19 protein-coding genes are annotated in these 18,549 nt (G+C 64.5%); 10 read left to right on the forward strand and 9 right to left on the reverse strand.

The window, feature by feature from the left end; translation table 11 throughout:
* Window positions 1-54 precede the first annotated feature (54 nt).
* Window positions 55-786, reverse strand: coding sequence for a DUF3750 domain-containing protein (locus ACM42_RS25520; protein WP_271530470.1), 732 nt, complete (start codon window positions 784-786; stop codon window positions 55-57).
* 503 nt (window positions 787-1,289) lie between these two features.
* Between ACM42_RS25520 and ACM42_RS25525 the strand changes: the two genes are divergently transcribed.
* Together ACM42_RS25525 and ACM42_RS25530 are read left to right on the forward strand one after the other, a co-directional pair.
* Window positions 1,290-1,643: a hypothetical protein gene (locus ACM42_RS25525; protein ID WP_271530471.1), complete on the forward strand. Its 354-nt coding sequence runs from the start codon at window positions 1,290-1,292 to the stop codon at window positions 1,641-1,643.
* Window positions 1,644-1,822: 179 nt separating this feature from the next.
* Window positions 1,823-3,445, forward strand: coding sequence for an ABC-F family ATP-binding cassette domain-containing protein (locus ACM42_RS25530; RefSeq protein WP_271530472.1), 1,623 nt, complete (start codon window positions 1,823-1,825; stop codon window positions 3,443-3,445).
* Between the two features lie 82 nt (window positions 3,446-3,527).
* Here ACM42_RS25530 and ACM42_RS25535 read toward each other — a convergent pair whose 3' ends face one another.
* The gene (locus ACM42_RS25535) at window positions 3,528-4,505 is read right to left on the reverse strand and encodes a glycerophosphodiester phosphodiesterase family protein (protein WP_271530473.1); all 978 of its coding nucleotides are present in this window, start codon (window positions 4,503-4,505) and stop codon (window positions 3,528-3,530) included.
* A gap of 142 nt (window positions 4,506-4,647) precedes the next feature.
* On the opposite strand from ACM42_RS25535, the gene ACM42_RS25540 reads away from it, so the two are divergent.
* On the forward strand, window positions 4,648-5,523 hold the full coding sequence (locus ACM42_RS25540; RefSeq protein WP_271530474.1) for an MBL fold metallo-hydrolase: 876 nt from the start codon (window positions 4,648-4,650) through the stop codon (window positions 5,521-5,523).
* 145 nt (window positions 5,524-5,668) lie between these two features.
* Here the strand turns inward: ACM42_RS25540 and ACM42_RS25545 are convergent, their stop codons facing one another.
* The gene (locus ACM42_RS25545; RefSeq protein WP_049820148.1) at window positions 5,669-5,917 is read right to left on the reverse strand and encodes a hypothetical protein; all 249 of its coding nucleotides are present in this window, start codon (window positions 5,915-5,917) and stop codon (window positions 5,669-5,671) included.
* A 202-nt stretch (window positions 5,918-6,119) separates the two neighbouring features.
* On the opposite strand from ACM42_RS25545, the gene ACM42_RS25550 reads away from it, so the two are divergent.
* Window positions 6,120-6,584 carry a cupin domain-containing protein gene (locus tag ACM42_RS25550; protein WP_271530732.1) on the forward strand — a complete coding sequence of 155 codons (465 nt, stop codon included), beginning with the start codon at window positions 6,120-6,122 and terminating at the stop codon, window positions 6,582-6,584.
* A 7-nt stretch (window positions 6,585-6,591) separates the two neighbouring features.
* Here ACM42_RS25550 and ACM42_RS25555 read toward each other — a convergent pair whose 3' ends face one another.
* A complete protein-coding gene (locus ACM42_RS25555; RefSeq protein WP_271530475.1) occupies window positions 6,592-7,554 on the reverse strand; it encodes an alpha/beta hydrolase in 963 nt (320 codons plus the stop codon).
* A 109-nt stretch (window positions 7,555-7,663) separates the two neighbouring features.
* Here ACM42_RS25555 and ACM42_RS25560 point away from each other — a divergent pair, with 109 nt between their 5' ends.
* Window positions 7,664-8,341, forward strand: a complete 678-nt coding sequence (locus ACM42_RS25560; RefSeq protein WP_271530476.1) for a nitroreductase — start codon at window positions 7,664-7,666, stop codon at window positions 8,339-8,341.
* Between the two features lie 362 nt (window positions 8,342-8,703).
* On the opposite strand, the gene ACM42_RS25565 is transcribed toward ACM42_RS25560, so the two are convergent.
* From ACM42_RS25565 to ACM42_RS25575, 3 genes are read right to left on the reverse strand one after another with little or no spacing between them, the layout of a single operon-like run.
* Window positions 8,704-9,825 (reverse strand): HD-GYP domain-containing protein, encoded by a 1,122-nt coding sequence (locus tag ACM42_RS25565; RefSeq protein ID WP_271530477.1) that lies wholly within the window; start codon window positions 9,823-9,825, stop codon window positions 8,704-8,706.
* Window positions 9,826-9,883: 58 nt separating this feature from the next.
* Window positions 9,884-10,213, reverse strand: coding sequence for a PilZ domain-containing protein (locus tag ACM42_RS25570; RefSeq protein WP_271530478.1), 330 nt, complete (start codon window positions 10,211-10,213; stop codon window positions 9,884-9,886).
* Window positions 10,210-11,319 (reverse strand): DUF2336 domain-containing protein, encoded by a 1,110-nt coding sequence (locus tag ACM42_RS25575; RefSeq protein ID WP_271530479.1) that lies wholly within the window; start codon window positions 11,317-11,319, stop codon window positions 10,210-10,212. Before ACM42_RS25575 ends, ACM42_RS25570 begins: the two co-directional genes overlap by 4 nt.
* Before the next feature lie 300 nt (window positions 11,320-11,619).
* On the opposite strand from ACM42_RS25575, the gene ACM42_RS25580 reads away from it, so the two are divergent.
* Window positions 11,620-12,567, forward strand: coding sequence for an AraC family transcriptional regulator (locus tag ACM42_RS25580; RefSeq protein WP_271530733.1), 948 nt, complete (start codon window positions 11,620-11,622; stop codon window positions 12,565-12,567).
* Between the two features lie 50 nt (window positions 12,568-12,617).
* Window positions 12,618-13,208 (forward strand): NADPH-dependent FMN reductase, encoded by a 591-nt coding sequence (locus ACM42_RS25585; RefSeq protein WP_271530480.1) that lies wholly within the window; start codon window positions 12,618-12,620, stop codon window positions 13,206-13,208.
* Here ACM42_RS25585 and ACM42_RS25590 read toward each other — a convergent pair.
* Both ACM42_RS25590 and ACM42_RS25595 read right to left on the reverse strand, forming a co-directional pair.
* Window positions 13,205-15,286: a methyl-accepting chemotaxis protein gene (locus ACM42_RS25590; RefSeq protein WP_271530481.1), complete on the reverse strand. Its 2,082-nt coding sequence runs from the start codon at window positions 15,284-15,286 to the stop codon at window positions 13,205-13,207. The genes ACM42_RS25585 and ACM42_RS25590 overlap by 4 nt on opposite strands.
* A gap of 93 nt (window positions 15,287-15,379) precedes the next feature.
* Window positions 15,380-15,820, reverse strand: a complete 441-nt coding sequence (locus tag ACM42_RS25595; protein WP_271530482.1) for a DUF1810 domain-containing protein — start codon at window positions 15,818-15,820, stop codon at window positions 15,380-15,382.
* A gap of 119 nt (window positions 15,821-15,939) precedes the next feature.
* On the opposite strand from ACM42_RS25595, the gene ACM42_RS25600 reads away from it, so the two are divergent.
* The 3 genes from ACM42_RS25600 (at window position 15,940) to ACM42_RS25610 (ending at window position 18,492) form a co-directional block, all read left to right on the forward strand.
* Entirely contained in the window at window positions 15,940-16,959 is a 1,020-nt protein-coding gene (locus ACM42_RS25600; RefSeq protein WP_271530483.1) for a DUF2778 domain-containing protein, read from the forward strand.
* Window positions 16,960-17,024: 65 nt separating this feature from the next.
* Window positions 17,025-17,282 (forward strand): hypothetical protein, encoded by a 258-nt coding sequence (locus ACM42_RS25605; RefSeq protein ID WP_024338019.1) that lies wholly within the window; start codon window positions 17,025-17,027, stop codon window positions 17,280-17,282.
* 118 nt (window positions 17,283-17,400) lie between these two features.
* Window positions 17,401-18,492: a TRAP transporter substrate-binding protein gene (locus tag ACM42_RS25610; RefSeq protein ID WP_271530484.1), complete on the forward strand. Its 1,092-nt coding sequence runs from the start codon at window positions 17,401-17,403 to the stop codon at window positions 18,490-18,492.
* Window positions 18,493-18,549 lie beyond the last annotated feature (57 nt).

Consider the following 18,549-nt stretch of genomic DNA (forward strand, 5'->3'; position numbering starts at 1 on the left):
TCACGCGTGGCCTGCGTGAATGGGCCAGTGGCTCCGGCAATTCGGAATCCACTTTTACACGCCGGGTCGTATCCCGAAGCGGCCGAGGCCAGGGAGTTTGAGCGCCGGGCGCCGGATGTCGAGGCCGAGCACGGCACCGAAGAAATTGATCTCCAAGCCTTCGACCCAGCCGATCGAGAAGCCAACGTATCCGGCAAGCGAAGCATACATGCCTGTGCCGGACGCCGTTACGCCGAACCATCTGCCGGTATACGGGAAGTCCTTGCCGATCGCGGTCGGCGGCAGGACGGCTCGGAGCTCAGGGACGGAGTCGAGTGCGGCCTGCACGAAGGTGTTCGAATTGGGACCAGGCCAGACGCTGTAATCTCCATAGGATCGAAACTTGTAGTTTTCGATCACATCTCTGATTTTCGGGATCAGCGCCTCGGCGCGCTTTCCATCTACGGCTACAATGGTTTCCGGCGCGGCGCCGAACCACCGCCCGTCCGGTGCGAAGCCGTTGGTGCGGATCGGCTCGCCCCACGCCGTGTAGTCATACCGGGTGTAGGTCGCCGCATCCTTCTCTTTTACGACGATCCAGGTGTGAATTGCGAAGATGCTGCGCCATCTCACTGTTCTCGCCCCGAATACCCGTACTACGGCTTCGCGATGATCGGCCGCGGCGGTCAGGAGTCCCGCGCTCGACCGATCGGCCGTTTGCCAATTCTGGCGGCCATCGCCCAGCCAGAAATATCTCGCCGCTGATGCGGTAAGCGGTGCGACGACGAGGAACAGAAAGATGAGCAAGGGCTTCTTCAAGGGAGCAGTACGGCAGGGGCTTCGACCAACCATATAGTTCGCATGAATACCGCCGCCATAGCTGCTCCCATTGGTTCCCAACGCGCTTGTCGCCAGAGCCGGACGGGACCTGAGATCAAGTCGTTGTTCCGCAACCGCACCAGGATTGGAGCGCGCCCATGGACATGAAGGAAGCCGCGGCAATGACAGAAGCCTCCGGGCTGACGGACGATCAGGGCGGTATAGAGCAGGCTTCGAGCCCGCGGCCGGGTTCCGGAGAGCAAAGAGGGGCTGCCAGCCCGCAGCTCCACGCGCCCGCGTCGGACTCCGCAAAGCGATGGGCCGACCAGTTGCGCGAGGTGACAGTGAAGGCGCCTTTAAGGTCCTTGCTTGTTGCTTTCCTGGCCGGAGCATGGATCGCTCGCCGCCGATAGGAGCGCGCGCCTTGCGCGTTTCATCACGAGGAACCCAGCGATTTTCGGAGCTGGCTGGCAGATGGAGGGAGAGGACAAATGAGGCTTCTGGCGGCGGCCGTGACCATTCTTCTGGGCACCGTTTCGTTCTCCATGGCGCAAAGCTCGGGAGGTTCTTCAGGCGGTTCTTCATCCAGCGGCGGCGCGGGCGCAGCTGGTTCGAGCGGCGCGGGTGGCTCGACGCTCTCGAATGGGACGACGCTCAGCGGAACTGGCGGTTCGCCAGGCCCCAACACGCTCAATGCAAAAAATCGGGGAGTGACGGGCGCGAAACTCGGTGCAACCCCTTCTGATCAGGACGGTGGTGGATCTCGACCGACTTACAACACGCCGGCCGCCAACGCTGCCATCCAGCAGCTCGGAAATACCAATACGGGCATCCTCAAGAAGTGACGATCATCAATACCGGGCGGCGGTTCGACCACCTAGAGGTAGGTCATCGGGGTCTATAATCCCCAAAGCTGCGGTTTGAACGACTGTATTGCGGCCGGGTGGTGCGCTGGTCCCGGGCTTCCCCTGGAAGCCCGTATGGCCTATGACGCTGCAACGCAAAAATCCCCCCAAAAGACCTCATGATCCGCCTCGACAACGTCAGCAAGCAAGCCGGCCACCAGATCCTGTTCATCGAAGCTTCCGCCGCCCTGAATAAGGGCGAGAAGATCGGCCTCGTCGGGCCGAACGGCGCCGGCAAGACCACATTGTTCCGGATGATCGCCGGCGAGGAGCTGCCCGACGAGGGGCAGGTCTCGACCGATCGCGGCATCACCATCGGCTATTTCAACCAGGACGTCGGCGAGATGAGCGGCCGCAGCGCGGTGGCCGAGGTGATGGATGGCGCGGGCCCCGTCAGCGAGGTTGCGGCCGAGCTGCGCGAGCTCGAGGCCGCGATGGCCGATCCCGACAAGGCCGACCAGATGGACGAGATCATCGCGCGCTACGGCGAGGTGCAGCATCGTTTCGAGGAGTTGGACGGCTATGCGCTCGATGGCCGTGCGCGCGAAGCGCTGTCCGGCCTCGGTTTCAGCCAGGAGATGATGGACGGCGACGTCGGAAAACTCTCCGGCGGCTGGAAGATGCGCGTGGCGCTGGCCCGTATTCTCCTGATGCGTCCCGACGTGATGCTGCTCGACGAGCCGAGCAACCATCTCGATCTCGAAAGCCTGATCTGGCTGGAAAAATTCCTGCACGACTACGAAGGTACGCTGCTGATGACCTCGCACGACCGCGAGTTCATCAATCGCGTCATCTCCAAGGTGATCGAGATCGATTCCGGCTCGCTCACAACCTATACCGGCGATTACGAATTCTACGAGCAGCAGCGGGCGCAGAACGAGAAGCAGCAGCAGGCCCAGTTCGAGCGCCAGCAGGCCATGCTGGCCAAGGAGATCAAGTTCATCGAGCGCTTCAAGGCGCGCGCCTCGCATGCCGCCCAGGTGCAGAGCCGGGTGAAGAAGCTCGACAAGATCGAACGGGTCGAGCCGCCGCGCCGCCGCCAGAGCGTGGCGTTCGACTTTCTGCCGGCGCCGCGCTCGGGCGAGGACGTCGTCGCGCTCAAGAACGTGCACAAGGGCTATGGCAGCAAGCGCATCTATGATGGCCTCGATTTCATGATCCGCCGCAGGGAGCGCTGGTGCGTCATGGGTGTCAACGGCGCCGGCAAGTCGACGCTGCTCAAGCTGGTCGCGGGCGCGAGCGAGCCGGACCAGGGCACGGTGGCGCTCGGGGGCAGCGTCAAGATGGGCTATTTCGCCCAGCACGCGATGGACCTGCTCGACGGCGAGCAGACGGTGTTTGAGTCACTCGAATATGCATTTCCGACCGCCGGGCAGGGCTCCTTGCGCGCGCTCGCCGGCTGCTTCGGCTTCTCCGGCGACGACGTCGAGAAGCGCTGCCGCGTGCTGTCCGGCGGCGAGAAGGCGCGCCTCGTGATGGCCAAGATGCTGTTCGATCCGCCGAACTTCCTGGTGCTGGACGAGCCGACCAACCATCTCGACCTCGCCACCAAGGAGATGCTGATCAATGCGCTGTCGGATTTCGAGGGCACCATGCTGTTCGTCTCGCATGACCGGCATTTTTTGGCGACGCTGTCGAACCGGGTGCTGGAGCTGACACCCGAGGGTATCCACCAGTATGGCGGTGGCTACACGGAATATGTCGCGCGCACGGGGCAGGAGGCGCCGGGATTGCGGAGCTAGCGCGTGCTAGCGGTCGGTCAGTCACTTCTCCCTGCGGGAGGGGTGACTTGCCGGTTGACATCGCGCGGTCAAGCTCACCGCTTCAGTTCTTGCCTGCGATCTTGGCGATTGCCTCGATCTCGTTGGTCCAGATGCCGCCGGAGTAGCCTTGGGGAAGCCGCGCGAACACTTCCGGCGTATCGATGCCGGTGGAGTACTCGCCGCCGCTGTAGGGACCGAGCGCGAACACCGCGCTGTTGACGTCGTTCATGCGTGCGAGGAAGCGATCGGGCCAGCCCCATAGCCAGGGAGCGGCGTTGATCGGCACCAGCACCATCGCGTTGCGGCAGGCCGCCGGGACGAGGCCGGTCCAGCCATAGCCGATATAGCGGGTCAGGCAGCTCCGGATAGCCCTGCGCGAGATCGTGCGGACATCGGGGGTGAGACGACGGATCTCGTCGATGGGCTCGTCACCGCCATAGACCATGACCATCCGGCGCCGCTCGGCCGGCAGTGCGTTCAGCACGCCGGCAAGTCTCTCGCCTTCGTCCGGGTCGCGGCTCTTCACGTTGATGAGGAGCTTTCTGTCGGGGAAGGCGGCGAACACTTCCGATAGTGTCGGCATCATTCCGACACCCTTGCCGCGGAAGGGGAAGGTCTTGCCGCCGTCGGCGGTGTAGCCGTAACCGATGTCGAGTGTCTTCAGCTTTGCCATGCTCTGCGCGCGGGTGACGCCGTTGCCGTCGGTCCGGCAGTCGAGCGTCCAGTCGTGGAAGACGGCAAACTCGCCGTCGGTGGTCGGGTGCACGTCGAGCTCGACGACATCCGCACCAGCCTCGAAGCTCGCGCTCATCGAGCGCAGCGTGTTCTCGAGATAGTCGTGCGCCGGCGGCAGCATCCGCGCGGCGGTGCAGGTGTCGTTCTTAAGGTCCCGCTCGTCGAAGCGTTGCGCCATGCCGCGATGGGCGAGCAGGACTGTCTTGCCGCCCTGATGCGGTGCCAGAAGGCTTGTGTTGTTGACGTAGATTCCAGCTGCGACGGCAATCGTGATTGCCGCGGTCACTCTCAGTTTCCTGCCCACCGGACATTCCTCATTCCACGATCTATATCTCCGGTGTTTGAGGTTGATTTGCGGCACTCCGCGCATGGCGGCCCCGTGCAAGCGTTGTCTTGAATGCTCCGAGTCCGGTCGCTACGCTTTCACTAAAAAGGGAGCGAACACCATGAAGCAGTTGCGGATCGGCGACATCACCATCGATGCGGTGATCGAGCGGGAGGGGCCGTGGCGGCGGCCGCAGGATTTTTTCCCGGCTTATGACGAGGCCGTGTTCGCCCGCCACCTGCCGACGATGGAGCCGGAGGTGTTCGACGCTGCGCGCGGCATGATGGTGATCACCTATCAGACCTTCGTGGTGCGCACGCCGCGCTACACGATTCTGGTGGACACCTGCACCGGCGAGGAGAAAGGACATCCGGCGCCCTTCGATTTTCCCGGCAAGGAGCGCTGGCGCAACGAGCTGTTCGCGCTCGGCATTGGCTTCGACCAGATCGACTACGTCTTCTGTACGCATCTTCACATCGACCACACCGGTTGGAATACAACGTTGCGCGACGGCCGCTGGGTGCCAACGTTTCCGAACGCGAAATACGTCTTCCACAAGGACGAGTACGCGGCCTGGGAGGCCGAGCATGCCAGGGGCAACAATCCGCCGGGCACGGTCTTCCGCGACAATTGCCTGCCGATCGTCGAGGCCGGGCAGGCGCTGCTGGTGGATGACGACTACGCGCTCGACGACACCGTGACGCTGACGCCGACGCCGGGGCATTCGCCCTCCCATTGCTGCGTCAACATCTTCTCCAAAGGCCAGCGCGCCGTGGTCGCGGGCGATCTCATGCATCACCAGATCCAGTGCCGCGAGCCGGACTGGTCGGCAAAGCCGGACTGGGATGCAAAACAATCAGCGGTGTCGCGGCGAAAATTCTTTGCGTCGGTTGCCGACACCGACACGCTGATCCTGCCGATCCATTTTCCAGCGCCGACGGTGGGGCTGATCAAGCCGCTGGACGGAGCGTTCGATTACCGCTTCAAGCGGGAGTGACTCTTTCCGTCATGGCCGGGCCTGTCCCGGCCATCCACGTACTTTGCCGCGCGGAAACAAGAACGTGGATGCCCGGGACAAGCCCGGGCATGACGCGTTCGTGGAGCAACTGCTCGCTGAAGGAGCAACGGATTCGCAGCGCGCCTTACGCGCCGGTCTCGCACTTCTTCATGAAGCTGTTCTTGGCGGCGCCGGCGAGCGGCTTGCCATCGGCGCTGACCGCCTTGGGTGCGCAGGCGTCCGCCTTGCACTTCTTCAGGAACGAGGTCTTGGCGGCGCCGGCAAGCGGCTTGCCGTCCTTGCCGACGGCTTTGCTCTCGCAGGTTTCCTGCGCGAAGGCAGAGCCCGCCGCAAAGGTGGCAACGATCGCCGCCAGGAATATCCGCTTCATCATGGGTGTCTCCCTAAACCAGAAATGGTGGCCGGATTGGAGCCGGGAATCATGGCGCAATCAAGCAGGATGAGCGGACGTCGTCCGGTCGCCATGCAGTTTTTTCCAGCGCGGTCGGAGACCGTCATCCTTGTTGCACTGCTCGCTGACCCGGCCCCGCGATCCTGCTAGCGTTGTCCGGTCGAGATGGAGAGGGAGCATCATGATGGACGCCGTGATCCCGAAAGACCAGGCTGCCGCCGATCGGCATTCTCACCTGGTTCGGCCCCAAGACATGGACTGGCAAAAGACTCGCTTTCCGGGGTGCGAGGCCAAGACGCTGCTGTTCGATCGCCGCACGGGCCTGATGACCGCCCTGATGCGCTTTGCGCCGGGATCGGCGCTGCCGGACCACGAGCATGTCGGCATCGAGCAGAGCTGGGTGATCGAAGGCGCGCTCGTCGACAAGGAGGGCCCGGCCGAGGGCATCGCATGCAAGGCCGGCGAATTCATCTGGCGCGAGGCGGGCAGCCGTCACGCCGCCTGGTGTCCGGACGGCGCCTTGATCCTGGCGATCTTCCAGGTGCCGAACAAGTTCTTCGAAGCCGACGGCCGCGTCGTCGACGCCGCCGGTCAGGACTGGGACGAAACCTGGGGGCATACCGGCGCGCAACGGGCATCTCGCGGCTAGCACCTCCTCAGGCGCCTCGCGCGAGCAACGTCTTGAAGTCGGCCCGCGCGCGCTGCGCTTCGGCGCGTGCGACGTCCGAGGTATCGCCCATGCCGAAATAGCCGTGGATCAGGCCGGGGCCCTCATGATGCTTGACGCGGACGCCGGCGGCTTCCAGTGCCCGCGCATAAGCGGCGCCCTCGTCGCGCAAGGGATCGAACCAGGCGGTGGTCACGATGGCCGGCGCGACGCCCGCAAGCGAGGCGGCACGCAACGGCGAGACGCGCCAGTCCGTGGCATGGCCGGGATCGGCGAGATAGTGGCCGCAAAACCATTCCATCGTGGCGCGCGTGAGGAAGTAGCCTTCGGCATTCTCGGCGCGCGAGGGATAGCGCGCGTTCTCGCGCGCATCGGCGTAAGCGCCGAGGACGTCGGTCACGGGATAGACCAGCATTTGCGCGGCGAGCCTGATGCCGGCATCGCGGCAGGCGATCGCGGTGGTGGCTGCGAGATTGCCGCCGGCGCTGTCGCCGGCAACGCCGAGGCGCCTTGCATCGCCGCCAAATTCCGCGACGCGGTTGAAGACGTCGCCGACTGCGGCGAAGGCGTCCTCGAAGGCGCCGGGAAAGCGCGTCTCGGGCGGACGGCGATAATCGACGGAGACGACCACCGCGTCGGTCTCGATCGCAAGGTTGCGCGCCTGCCGGTCGTGGGTCTCGAGGTCGCCCGCGACCCAGCCGCCGCCATGGAAGAACACCACGGTCGGTGCCGGCGTGGTGCCGACCCGATAGACGCGTGCATCGAGCGGCCCGGCGCCGCCTTTCACCTTGATGTCCTGCACGGTATCGACGGGCGGAGGCGGTATGGCCGCGCGCGAGGCAGCCAGTGCGCGCAAGGAATCGCGGGCGCTCTGTGGCGTCATCGTGGCGGGATCGCGCATCGGCATGAGCGGAATGATCTGGGCGATGACGGGATCGAGCGGCGCGGCCATGACGGGTCCTCCGGGATTCTTGGTCTTGCTTGCGGGCCAGCATAGATTTTGCGCGCGGCGTCGGCAACCGGCGCCGCAACGCCGGACGAACGGGCAGGGAGGTTCAAGAGTGGAATTCGAAACGCTGGTCCAGTCGCGCCGCAGCGTGCGCGGCTTCAGGAACGAGCCGGTGCCGCGCGCGGTGATCGAGGCGATCATCGAGAGCGCCAAGCGCGCGCCGTCGTCGATGAACACCCAGCCCTGGCATGTCCACGTGCTCGCCGGCAGCCCGCTGGAAGAGGTGCGCCGCCGCAACATGGAGGAGATGGTCGGTGGCGCCAAGGTCAAGCGCGACATCGTCAGCCACGGCGAGTACCAGGGTGTGCACCGCACGCGGCAGGTCGACATCGCCAAAAAGCTGTTCGGTGCGATGGGAATCGCGCGCGACGACAAGCCGATGCGGCAGGACTGGGTGTTGCGCGGCTTCCGCCAGTTCGACGCGCCGGTCTCGCTGGTCCTGACCTACGACCGTGTGCTTGATCCCGGCGCGGTCTGCCATTTCGATCTCGGCGCGCTCTGCTACGGCATCGTGCTCGCGGCATGGGACCGCGGCCTCGGCTCCGTGATCAACGGACAGGGCATCATGCGTTCCGACATCGTGCGCGAGGTCGCCAGGATTCCGGAGGACGAGGTCATCATGACCTGCGTTGCGATGGGCTATCCCGACGACAGCTTTGCCGCGAACGCCGTTCGCTCGGACCGCGAGCACAACCACGAGTTCGTGCGTTACGTGGGTTTTGCCGATTAGCACGACAGGAGGAGATTATTCTCTGGCGGAATTTTTTGGTGCGGAGACCCAAGCGGCCTCTTGCAATCTCGAAGGTGCAGGAGGAACAATGTGCGGACTGAGAGGTTTGTTGCTGGCGCGAGGGAATTGACATGCGGCGGCTGGCTAGCCTGGTTCGACGGTTCTTCGGTCCGCGACTCCGGCACAAGATCGATGACGATCCAAGTCTTCCTTTCACACCCGAAGAGTTCGGCCGGCTGATACGCAGCGGCCGGCACGAGGACATGAAGCTGCTGGCCGAGGGGCTGGCTTGCCGATCAATCCCGCGCCGCGCCAGCCATCGCGCTACTCATTAGGCCGCGTTCGAGATCGGTCTGCCGTGCTCACCGCGTGAGCGCGACCTGCTTGAATGAGTGGACCAGCGCCTTCTCCAGCTTCCCGTTCATCCCACAGAGAATGTTGTAGGCCTCCGCGCGTGGCATGGTCGGCTTGTAGTGCCGGTGCTCGATCAGCGCCGCGAAAATGTCCGAGATCGTCAGAATTCGTACGATGTCGCCGATGCTCTCGGCGCAGAGCGCGTCGGGATAACCGCTCCCGTCGAGGTATTCGTGATGATGGCGAACAGCATCGAGGATCTCCGGCGAGATCCCGTCATGCCCCTTGAGAAACTCGTAGCCGGCGGCCGGATGCGTTTCGATCAGCGCGCGTTCGGCGGCATCGAGGCGGCCGGGCTTGTCGAGGATGGCGAGCGGTATCTGCGCCTTGCCGATGTCGTGGAACATGGCAGCCGAGTAGAGACGTTCCAGGTCGGCCCTGCCGACGCCGAGGCTCAGTCCGAAGTCGATGGCCACGCCGGTCACGAGCAGGCAATGCTGATAGGTTCCTTCGTGATGGCGCCGTACCGTCATGAGCCACTCCGTCAGGCCATGCTGGATGATGCGGTCGGCAATCTGGCGACCGGCTTCCTTGGTGCCGTCGACGTCGAGCGGTTGGCCCAGGGTCACAGCCGTGAACATCGATGCGATCGCGGTCGCGGCGGTCTCGACGGCGTTGTCCGGTTGCGACGTGTCGCCTGACGAAGCGGATGGACCGTCCGCCGGATCGGCCAGCGCCGCCAGCAGCCTGGTCCGGCTGACTGTGCCGGGAAGCACCAGCGTCGCCCCGAGCGCATAGGCTTGCGAGATGCAGACGTGGGAGGCGTGCTCGAGCAGGAAGATGCGCTTCCTGGCCTTCGCCAGCTTGCCGGCCCGCTTCTTGATCGCGGCGATGTTATCGACGTCGCGCAGCTCCGCGCGGATGACGATGGCGGCCGGCGTCTGCGACAGCCTGGAATCGGCATCGAGTCGCTCGCCGGCAATGGTGAATTTCTCTTCGAGGATCGAGCAGACGCCCGAGAGCTTGTCGGACGTGTCGGCCAGCACATGCAGGAAGGGGCGATCCGTTCGCGTCTGACGGATGCCGCCCTCACCATTGACCGGGCCGGATCTGGTTGGCGCGTGCTGCACGATCTGACCTGCACTTTTCGACTGTATGGATGTCAAACACCAGGTGGAATGTTCGAATCTATTTGCTCTGAGCCGCGGTCTGCGCAGGCGCTGGTGCGCCTGCAGGTTTCTTCTTGCCGTCAGCCGTAACGAAGTGAACTCCAGCCGTGGTGCCGTCGATCCAGACCAGTTCGCAGCGCCGATAGGCGAGGCCGGTCGACGACAGCAGCATGAAGAACTCCTTGGCCTGGAGCACGTCGAGCGTGCCCTCGACCTCGATCTTGGCGCCGCTTTGCGACACGTCCAGCAATACGCAACGGCGTCGCCAGGTGCCGTCCGATCCCATGAGATTGACCGGCTGCCTGTGGTCCATTTTCACGCGAGAGGCTTTGCGACCGTCGAATTTCATCGGCTAATCCCCATCTTTGCGCCGCGATGTTCCCGACTGCTCTCCGTGGCGTTCGCGGCAATTTCCCCCCAACGCACCGTCCACTGGCTTGTTGATAGAAGCAGTGTCTCGAAAATATGCTGCGCGCGTTCGCGCTCGGCGAAGGAAAGCCTTCTGCCGCAGCGATTGCCCAAGATGGCCAACGTGGTCTGCCAGTTCAGCCGCGAGGCACGGCAGGCCATCACGAGACCCTCGCAATCGTCGTCGGTCATGACATGCTCGACGATTTCGATGGGAGCCCCCGAAAGCACCGATAGGGCCGTGACGAGGTTGGCGGTCTCGCCGCGGATGGCGAAGCGGTTGACCGTGGAATCGTTGAGCTTGCCGATGCGGTTGAGCGCGACGATCTCCGGCCGCGCGCTTGCATAGGCGGCCGCGCAGGGCAGCTTGGGGACGATTGGCGCGGCCGCTGCGGCTTGAAGCGAGACGGTCGCCTTCGGCCCTGTGCCGGATTTCGGAGCCGGTGAGGCCGACAGCAACTTCCGCATGACCGCGTCTGGCGTGTCCGGTCTGAGTGCCAGCGCCTTCGTGAGTCCATCATCCGTCAGGCACTTCCCGACCAGCGCGGCGTAGGCGGCGTCAGAGAAGCGTGCCTCGGTATTGGCGATCAGCGCAATACAAACGCCGCGGGCGCCGCCTTCGATCAGCGTCTCGATCACCGGCGGATCGATCGGCGCGCGGGCGGCGATCGCGCGTTGCTGCCGTTCGCCGCTCGAGGCCGCGATCGATTTGAGCTCGGCTGTGGACAGTGACTGCGATCTCAGCAAGACGGGGCACGCCACCTCCGGATCGTGGTGTGAGGCGAGACGCCGCACGGTCTTCGGCGGAGCCACCGCGAGCTCCGCGAGTGCCGTGCTGAGCTCAATCAACGCATTGGCCTCAACCCGCTCCGTCAGCCGCAGCAGAACGCCGTCGACCACACTCGCGAGCAATTCCTGAGGCCGGTCGCGGCTGCCGGTGAGCAGCTGCATGATGCCGGAAAGAATGCGAGCGCAGCGGTCCTGCGGACACGTTGCGACCGCGGCCTCCAACTCGACCAGAACATCAGCAGGCGAATTTGCCGTCATGGCAGGGGCCTGAAAATTGAAATAACTTTGACGATCAAACGACCGGTATTGCGCCTCAAAGTCGTTAATTTTGAATTTTAGATATCGAAGGTCGGGTATTTGAGCACCATCGGCGGTGCGGGAAACGCTATCGAAATTCGGCGAGACAGGACGGGCCCGCTTGTTCTTTCAATGAGCTCCTCGCCAATTGCTCAGGACACGTTAAGATTGATCCTTTCAGGGCAACGGAAAACCGAAGGGGGAAACGAACCGGCACCGCGGCCTGACGCACGTCCACGCGACGTTGCGTGTCCTGTTTTCATGAACAGCATTGACGATGTACCGAGATTGGCAATCAAAACATTTCGCTTCGCAGACGTCGACGAATTTCGAAGTGCGATACGCGGGCTGAATTTCGAATTCACGCCTTTCGTACGGAGGATTTCGGCTGAGCAGACAATCCTGTCGTTGCCCGGCTGCGACGTGAATCTGACGCAGACGTTTCCGCGAATGGTCGATGCGCAGCTGGTCGAGAATTGCACGGCGATCGGCTTCACGATGGACGACCTCGACGTACCCGTTCGCTTCAATGGCTCGCAGCGCGCCCGACCGGTCGTGGTCATTGGCAGCGGCGGCGCCGCCTACACCACCGTTGAGGAAGTGCAGCGACAAATCGCCTCGGTGGTTTTCAGGCCGGAGGTGCGGGACCGAGGCTGGCCGGCCACGCTCTCGAGCTTCAAGATTTTCGAAGTCTCGGCGGCTGGCTTGCACCGGCTGCGCACCGTGGTTCGTGAGGTGCTGGCCGAGGCGTCCGGCCCGGCCGAGGCACCGGAGCTTTCGTTGAAGGGCGCGGCAATGAAGGAGTCCCTGCTCGGAGCCGTCGACGAGGCCTTCGAAAGCGTCGTCTCGGCCCGCTGGACCCTCGGCCCCAACGACGAGCGGAATTTCAGGATGTTCCAGGATATCCGCGCACTGCTGACCGAGGATATGTCGCAGCCGATCTACAGCGATGAGATCGCGCGCAAGCTCGGGCTGTCCGTTCGCACCATGCACGATGTCGTCCGCCGCTATCGGGGCATGAGCCTGCACCGCTATTTGCGCCTGCGCCGGCTGTGGCTGGTGCGGCGGCAGCTTCTCGCCGGCGCTGATAGCGTCAAGGCGGTCGCGCTGGCGTTTGGCTTCTGGCATCTCAGCGATTTCTCCAGAAGCTACCGCGTCCAGTTCGGCGAGTCGCCGTCGCAAACGCTGGGCCGCGGTCGCGGACGATAGTCCGACAAATCGAGTAGGGACGGGCGCCGGTTTCGTGCTACCGTCCGGCCATGAGCAATCGCATTCTCGTTCTCTACGGTTCCTACCGTTCCGACCGCATGGGCATCCGCCTTGCGAATTTCGTCATCGATCGGCTGCGCGGCCGCGGTGAGGAGGTCGAATTCATCGACGCCAAGGCGATCGGCCTGCCGATGCTGGACCGAATGTACAAGGAATATCCCAAGGGTGCCGCGCCCGAGGCGCTGGAGAAGCTGGCCGGGCAGATCCGCGGCGCCGATGGCTTCGTCTTCGTCACCGGCGAGTACAATTGGGGCATCCAGCCCGGCCTGAAGAATCTCACCGACCACTTCCTCGAAGAGTGGTTCTGGCGTCCGGCCGCGATCGTGAGCTATTCCGCCGGCCGACTGTCCGGTGCGCGCGCGGCGACGGCCTGGCACGGCACGCTTTCGGAGATGGGCATGGTGGTGGTGTCGAGCACCATCGGCGTTGGTCCGATCGCGCAGACATTGTCGGCGGACGCAGAGCCGATCGGTGAGGGCGGCAAGGCGCTGGAGCGCTCGTTTCCCCGCTTTGCCGACGATCTCCTGTGGTGGATCGAGGCAGCGAAAGCGCAGCGGGCGCGGAAGGCACCGCCTTATTAGGCGGCCCTGACCTCGCCGAGGAAGCGGTCGAACTGTCCGGCGAGATCGCGCGACTGCGTCGAGAGCTGCTCGGCGGCGCCCAGCACCTCTTTCGCTGCAGCTCCCGCGTCGTCGGCGGCGCGCTGCACGCCGGAGATGTTGCTGTTGACCTCCTGGGTGCCGCGGGCGGCCTCCTGGACGCTGCGGGCGATCTCCTTGGTGGCCGAGCCCTGCTCCTCGATCGCGGCGGCGATCGCGGTGCCGATCTGGTCGATCTCGCCGATGACGTCGGCGACGTTGCGGATCGCAGCCACGGTCTCGTCGCTTGCGGTCTGGATCGCCGTGATCTGCTCGGAGATCTCGGTGGTGGCCTTGGCGGTCTGGCCGGCCAGCGACTTCACTTCGGAGGCGACCACGGCAAAGCCGCGGCCGGCATCGCCGGCGCGGGCGGCCTCGATGGTCGCGTTCAGCGCGAGCAGGTTGGTCTGTTCGGCGATGCTCTGGATCAGCGTGACGACGTCGCCGATCTTCTGGGCGCCCTCGGCGAGCGCGCGGGCGGTGTCGCCGGTGCGGCGGGCGTTGTCGACGGCGCGGGCGGCGATCTCGGTGCTTTGGGCGACCTGACGGCCAATCTCCGCGATCGAGGAGGTCAGCTCTTCGGTGGCGCTGGCGACGGTCTGCACGTTGCTTGAGGTCTGTTCGGAGGCGGCGGCGACCACCGCGGCCTGGCTGTTGGTCTGCGCCGCCGTCGAGGTCATCGACTGCGCGGTGCTTTCCATGGTCGCCGAGGCCTGGGACAGTCCGCCGACGAGCTCGGTGACCTTGGCCTCGAAGGCACGGGTGAGATCGTCGAGCGCCTGCGCTCGGCGCATCTTGCCGTCGTTCTCGGCCTGCTTCTCGGCGGCGAGCCGGTCGGCCCGGATCATGTTGTCCTTGAAGACCTGAACCGCCGCCGCCATGGCGCCGATCTCGTCGGTGCGCTCGGCGCCGGGGATCTCGCCGGCAACGTCGCCATCGGCAAGCTGTGTCATGCGCGTCGTCAAGCCGACGATCGGGGCGCAGACGCGGCGGCGGACCATCACGATCATGCCGGCGCTGGCGATCAGCACGGCGAGAAGGCCGGCCAGCGCGATCGTGAAGCTGGTGCGCGCCGCCGAGGAAGCGCCGGCGAGGATCTCGTGCGCGTTGTCGTAAAACGCATCGCGAACGCCGATGATGGAGCCGAGACCCTTTTGCGACGCCGCGTAATAGGTGTCGACGTCGTGCTCATACTTGCCGCTGACGGCACCGTCCTTGACCAGCTTGAGCTCGCGGCCGAATTCCTCGACGTAGCGCGAATTCAGCGTCTCCAGCGCCGCGCCGACATTGGCCGGGGTCGCCGGATTGCCGCGCAGCTCCATCAGCGCCATCACGATCTGGTCGCTGCGGCCCTGCATACGGGCGACGTCAGCCTTCTCAGCGTCGGTTGCGACCTTCTTGCCGCCGACGAGGTTCTTGTGCACGCTTGCATTGAGGCCGCCGATGTCGCGCAGCGTCATGGCGATGTTGGCGTAATTGGCCTGGCGGTAGGCATCGCCATTGAGAATCGCCATGCGGCGAACCTGCTCGTTCAGTAGCGCGGTGACGTCGGCATTGAGCACGGCATTGTCGGCGACGACCTTGCGGGCCGCGTCCTTGCGCGCGTCCGCAGGCCCCGCGATGGCCTTGTCGATCGCCTCGCGCAGACCGGTGAACTTCGAGTTGATGGCGTCGATGCTGCCGCCGATGGCGTTGCCGTCGTCGAATGGGCCGGGCAACTCCTTGCGCAGCGCGTTCATCCTGTCGCGGGCGCCGTTGGTTGCCTTGCGCAGCCTGTCCTGCTCGGCAAGCTGGGCCGGATCGACAGTGGCGGGGCCATAGAGGATGTTGGTGGAAAAGCCCCGCTCGGGATTGAGGTAACGCGGAATGTCGCTGACGGCGCGGACAATCGCCAGCCGGCCTTCGGCTTCGCTGATCCGATCCGTCGTCTGGTATTTGGTCACGGCGACGTAGACGGCAAGGCCGCCGCCCACGGTCGAGAGCGAGACGATGGCGCTGGTCAGGAGCGTACCGATTTTCATGATCTGTCCGGCAATGGCTTGCGACGAGAGTTAAATTTGCACGGACAATAAATACCCCGTGTTAATCTCGGGTTACGCTCCCTGGCGGCCAATTCAGCCGGATGCGCGGTCGAGCCGCGACAGGATCTCAAGCGTGGCGCCGTCGCGTTCACCCGCAAAATATCGGGTAATCGCCTGATCGAAGATCGGCTCGTCGGACACGGCGCCGAACAGCGTCATCGACGAGCGGAATTTGGCGTCGTCCGGCGCGCCCAGGATCGCGTTGATGGTCCGTCCCTCGACGGCGAGCACGAGCCTCGTGCATTCGATCAGGCGCGCCCCGAGGACGGGATGGGCGAGATAGGCCTTGGCCTCCGCGCGGGATCCGATGGCATAGCGCTGCGACATGGCGCTGAAGCCGAGGCCTGCGACCTGCGGGAAGATGAACCACATCCAGTGAGTCTGCTTTCGACCCCGGGCCAGTTCGGCCTGGACGTCGCGATAGACCGGGTCCTGGGCCCGGACAAAGCGGTTGAGATCGAAGAGATCGGTCATTGGATACCTTTGGGAGGCTTGCCGGCCGCGATTATGCCTAACTTTTGGCTCCCAATGTGGTAGCTGGTATAGAGTCTCCGGGTGGGGGTGGGCACCCCCGGGGTCGATTTGGGGATCCGATGGTTTCCGACGCAGCAAACGCCGAGAGGCTGTTGTCGCGCCGCCGTGTGGGGCGGGCCGAGACGATTTTACTGTCTGTGGCAGCGGTCGCGCTGGCGCTTGGCGTCGCCGCGTGGATTTCTGATATCGGCGATTCGACCCCGCTGGTCTCTGCCGCGTTGCCGCCGGCCAATGCTCCTTCGTTCGAGGACCGTTTCGCGTCGGCTTCCGGCAGCCCGCCGGCCCGCGAGTTCGGCCTGCGGGCGTTCGAGCGCTCCGCCGTGAATGCGGTCCAGCTCAAGCTGCGAGATGCCAAGGCGATGCTCGCCCAGAGGCTTCAGGGCGACGACTGGCGCTCGATGCTGACCGATGACGAGCAGTCCGCAGCCGAAGAGGCGAGGCCCTCGCACCGCGCCGACGCCATCCCGATGCCGCGCTCGCGTCCGGTCCAGGCAGATCTGGCCGCCCAGATCGCCTCCAGCCAAGCCTATGCTGATACCGGCTCCAGGGCCGACAACCGCAACTTCTTTGAAAGATTCACCGACAAGATCAAGCTGGCTTCGTTGACGCCGGATAGCGGGCTTCTGACAAAGGCGCCGGATCTCGCCTCCCTCGGCTACGACTCGCGAACCGCGGTCTACGACATCTCGGCCAAGGCGGTCTATCTGCCGAGCGGGGTGGCGCTGGAGGCCCATTCCGGCCTGGGCGCGCTGATGGACGACCCCGACCACGTCGACCGGCGGATGGTCGGCGCGACGCCGCCGGCAACCTACGACCTCAAGCCGCGCGAAAAGCTGTTCCACGGCGTCCGGGCCCTGCGCATGACGCCGACTGAGGGCACCAGTGCGCTTGGCCGCGTCGGTCTGCTCACGCACAACTACTTGCTCGGGCCGCGCGGCGATTCCAACGGCTGCGTCTCGATCAAGGACTATGACCGTTTCCTGAAGGCCTACGACAATGGCGAGTTCAACCGCCTGGTCGTGGTGCCGAGCCTGCGCGGGACGGCGACCGCTTCGCAGCGCGCGAGCACCAATTCCTGATCTTGCCTGCGACGGCGGGGCTGCCGTTTCCCCTTCGTTAAGCCGTCCTCGCCCAGAAGCAGCCCATGAGTGATCCATCAAGTTCCGAAACCCCGCTGCGCACGACGTTCAAGATCAAGCTGAACGGTGACACGTTGGCGATCGCGACCGTCGGTCAGGCCTATCAATTCCTCACCAACTTCAAGTCGGTCGAGTGGATGGAATTTCGCTCCCTGCACGAGGACGCAGTCGCGGCCCTGGAAGGCGCCGCCGGTAACGCTATGCTGGCGGTGCAGGCGACCAACGCCGTGCGCGCATTATTCGTCAGCGCCAAGCTGCTCTGAGAGCTCCGCAAAGCCTTCTCCTCGCAACTTGAACTCCGCTATAGGAACGGGCAAACGGTCCGCGAAGACCGTCGCAACGCCATTTGTTTGAAACTTGCTTCAAGGGAGAGACCCCATCATGAAACGCCGTACGTTCCTCAAGGGCGGCGCGGTCGCCGGCGCGACGACGCTGGTTGCTGCACCTGCGATCGCGCAAAGCGCGCCCGAGATCAAATGGCGCCTGACCTCGAGCTTCCCCAAGTCGCTCGACACCATCTACGGCACGGCGCAGACCTTCGCGAAATACGTCGCTGAGGCCACCGACAACAAATTCCAGATCCAGACCTTCTCGGCGGGCGAGCTCGTGCCCGGCCTCCAGGCGCTCGATGCCGTCAGCACCGCATCGGTGGAGATGGCGCAGACCCCGCTCTATTTCTACATCGGCAAGGAGCCGGCGCTGGCCTATGCCACCGGTGCGCCGTTCGGCATGAACCATCGCCATCAGGAGTCGTGGTGGCACTTCGGTGGCGGCGCCGACCTCACCAACGAGGCGCTCAAGCCCTTCAAGGCGCACGCCATCCTCTGCGGCAATTCCGGCACCCAGATGGGCGGCTGGTTCCGCAAGGAGATCAAGACCGTCGACGATCTCAAGGGTCTCAAATTCCGCATCGCCGGCATGGGCGGCCACGTGCTGGCAAAGCTCGGGGTCGTCCCGCAGCAGATCGCGGGCGGCGATATCTATCCGGCGCTGGAGAAGGGCACGATCGACGCGGTCGAGTTTGTCGGTCCCTATGACGACGAGAAGCTCGGCTTCTACAAGGTCGCCAAATATTACTACTTCCCCGGCTGGTGGGAAGGCGGCGCCATGCTGCACATGGTCGTCAATGACGAGAAGTGGAATTCGCTGCCCAAGCACTACCAGGCGATCGTCAACCAGGCGGGCGCGGCGGCCGGCGCCTGGATGCTCGAGAAGTACGACAGCGTCAACCCGGCCGCGCTGAAGCGGCTGATCGCGAGCGGCACTGAGCTGAAGGCGTTCCCGCAGCCGGTGCTGGAAGCCTGCTACAACGCGACCCAGGACCATCTGAACGAGCTCGCCGCCAAGAGCGACCTGTTCAAGCGGACCAAGGAGAGCCACGACGCGTATATGAAGGAGCTGCTCTTCTACACGCAGATCGCGGAGAATTTCTACGACAATTATCTGCTCAGCAAGATGCGCAACAAGAGCTGACGTGAGGGGCGCGGTGTTCACGCCGCGCACCGTCATTCCGGGGCGCGCCTCTTGGCG

The sequence above is a fragment of the Bradyrhizobium sp. CCBAU 25338 genome (assembly GCF_028128965.1).
GTDB lineage: Bacteria > Pseudomonadota > Alphaproteobacteria > Rhizobiales > Xanthobacteraceae > Bradyrhizobium > Bradyrhizobium liaoningense.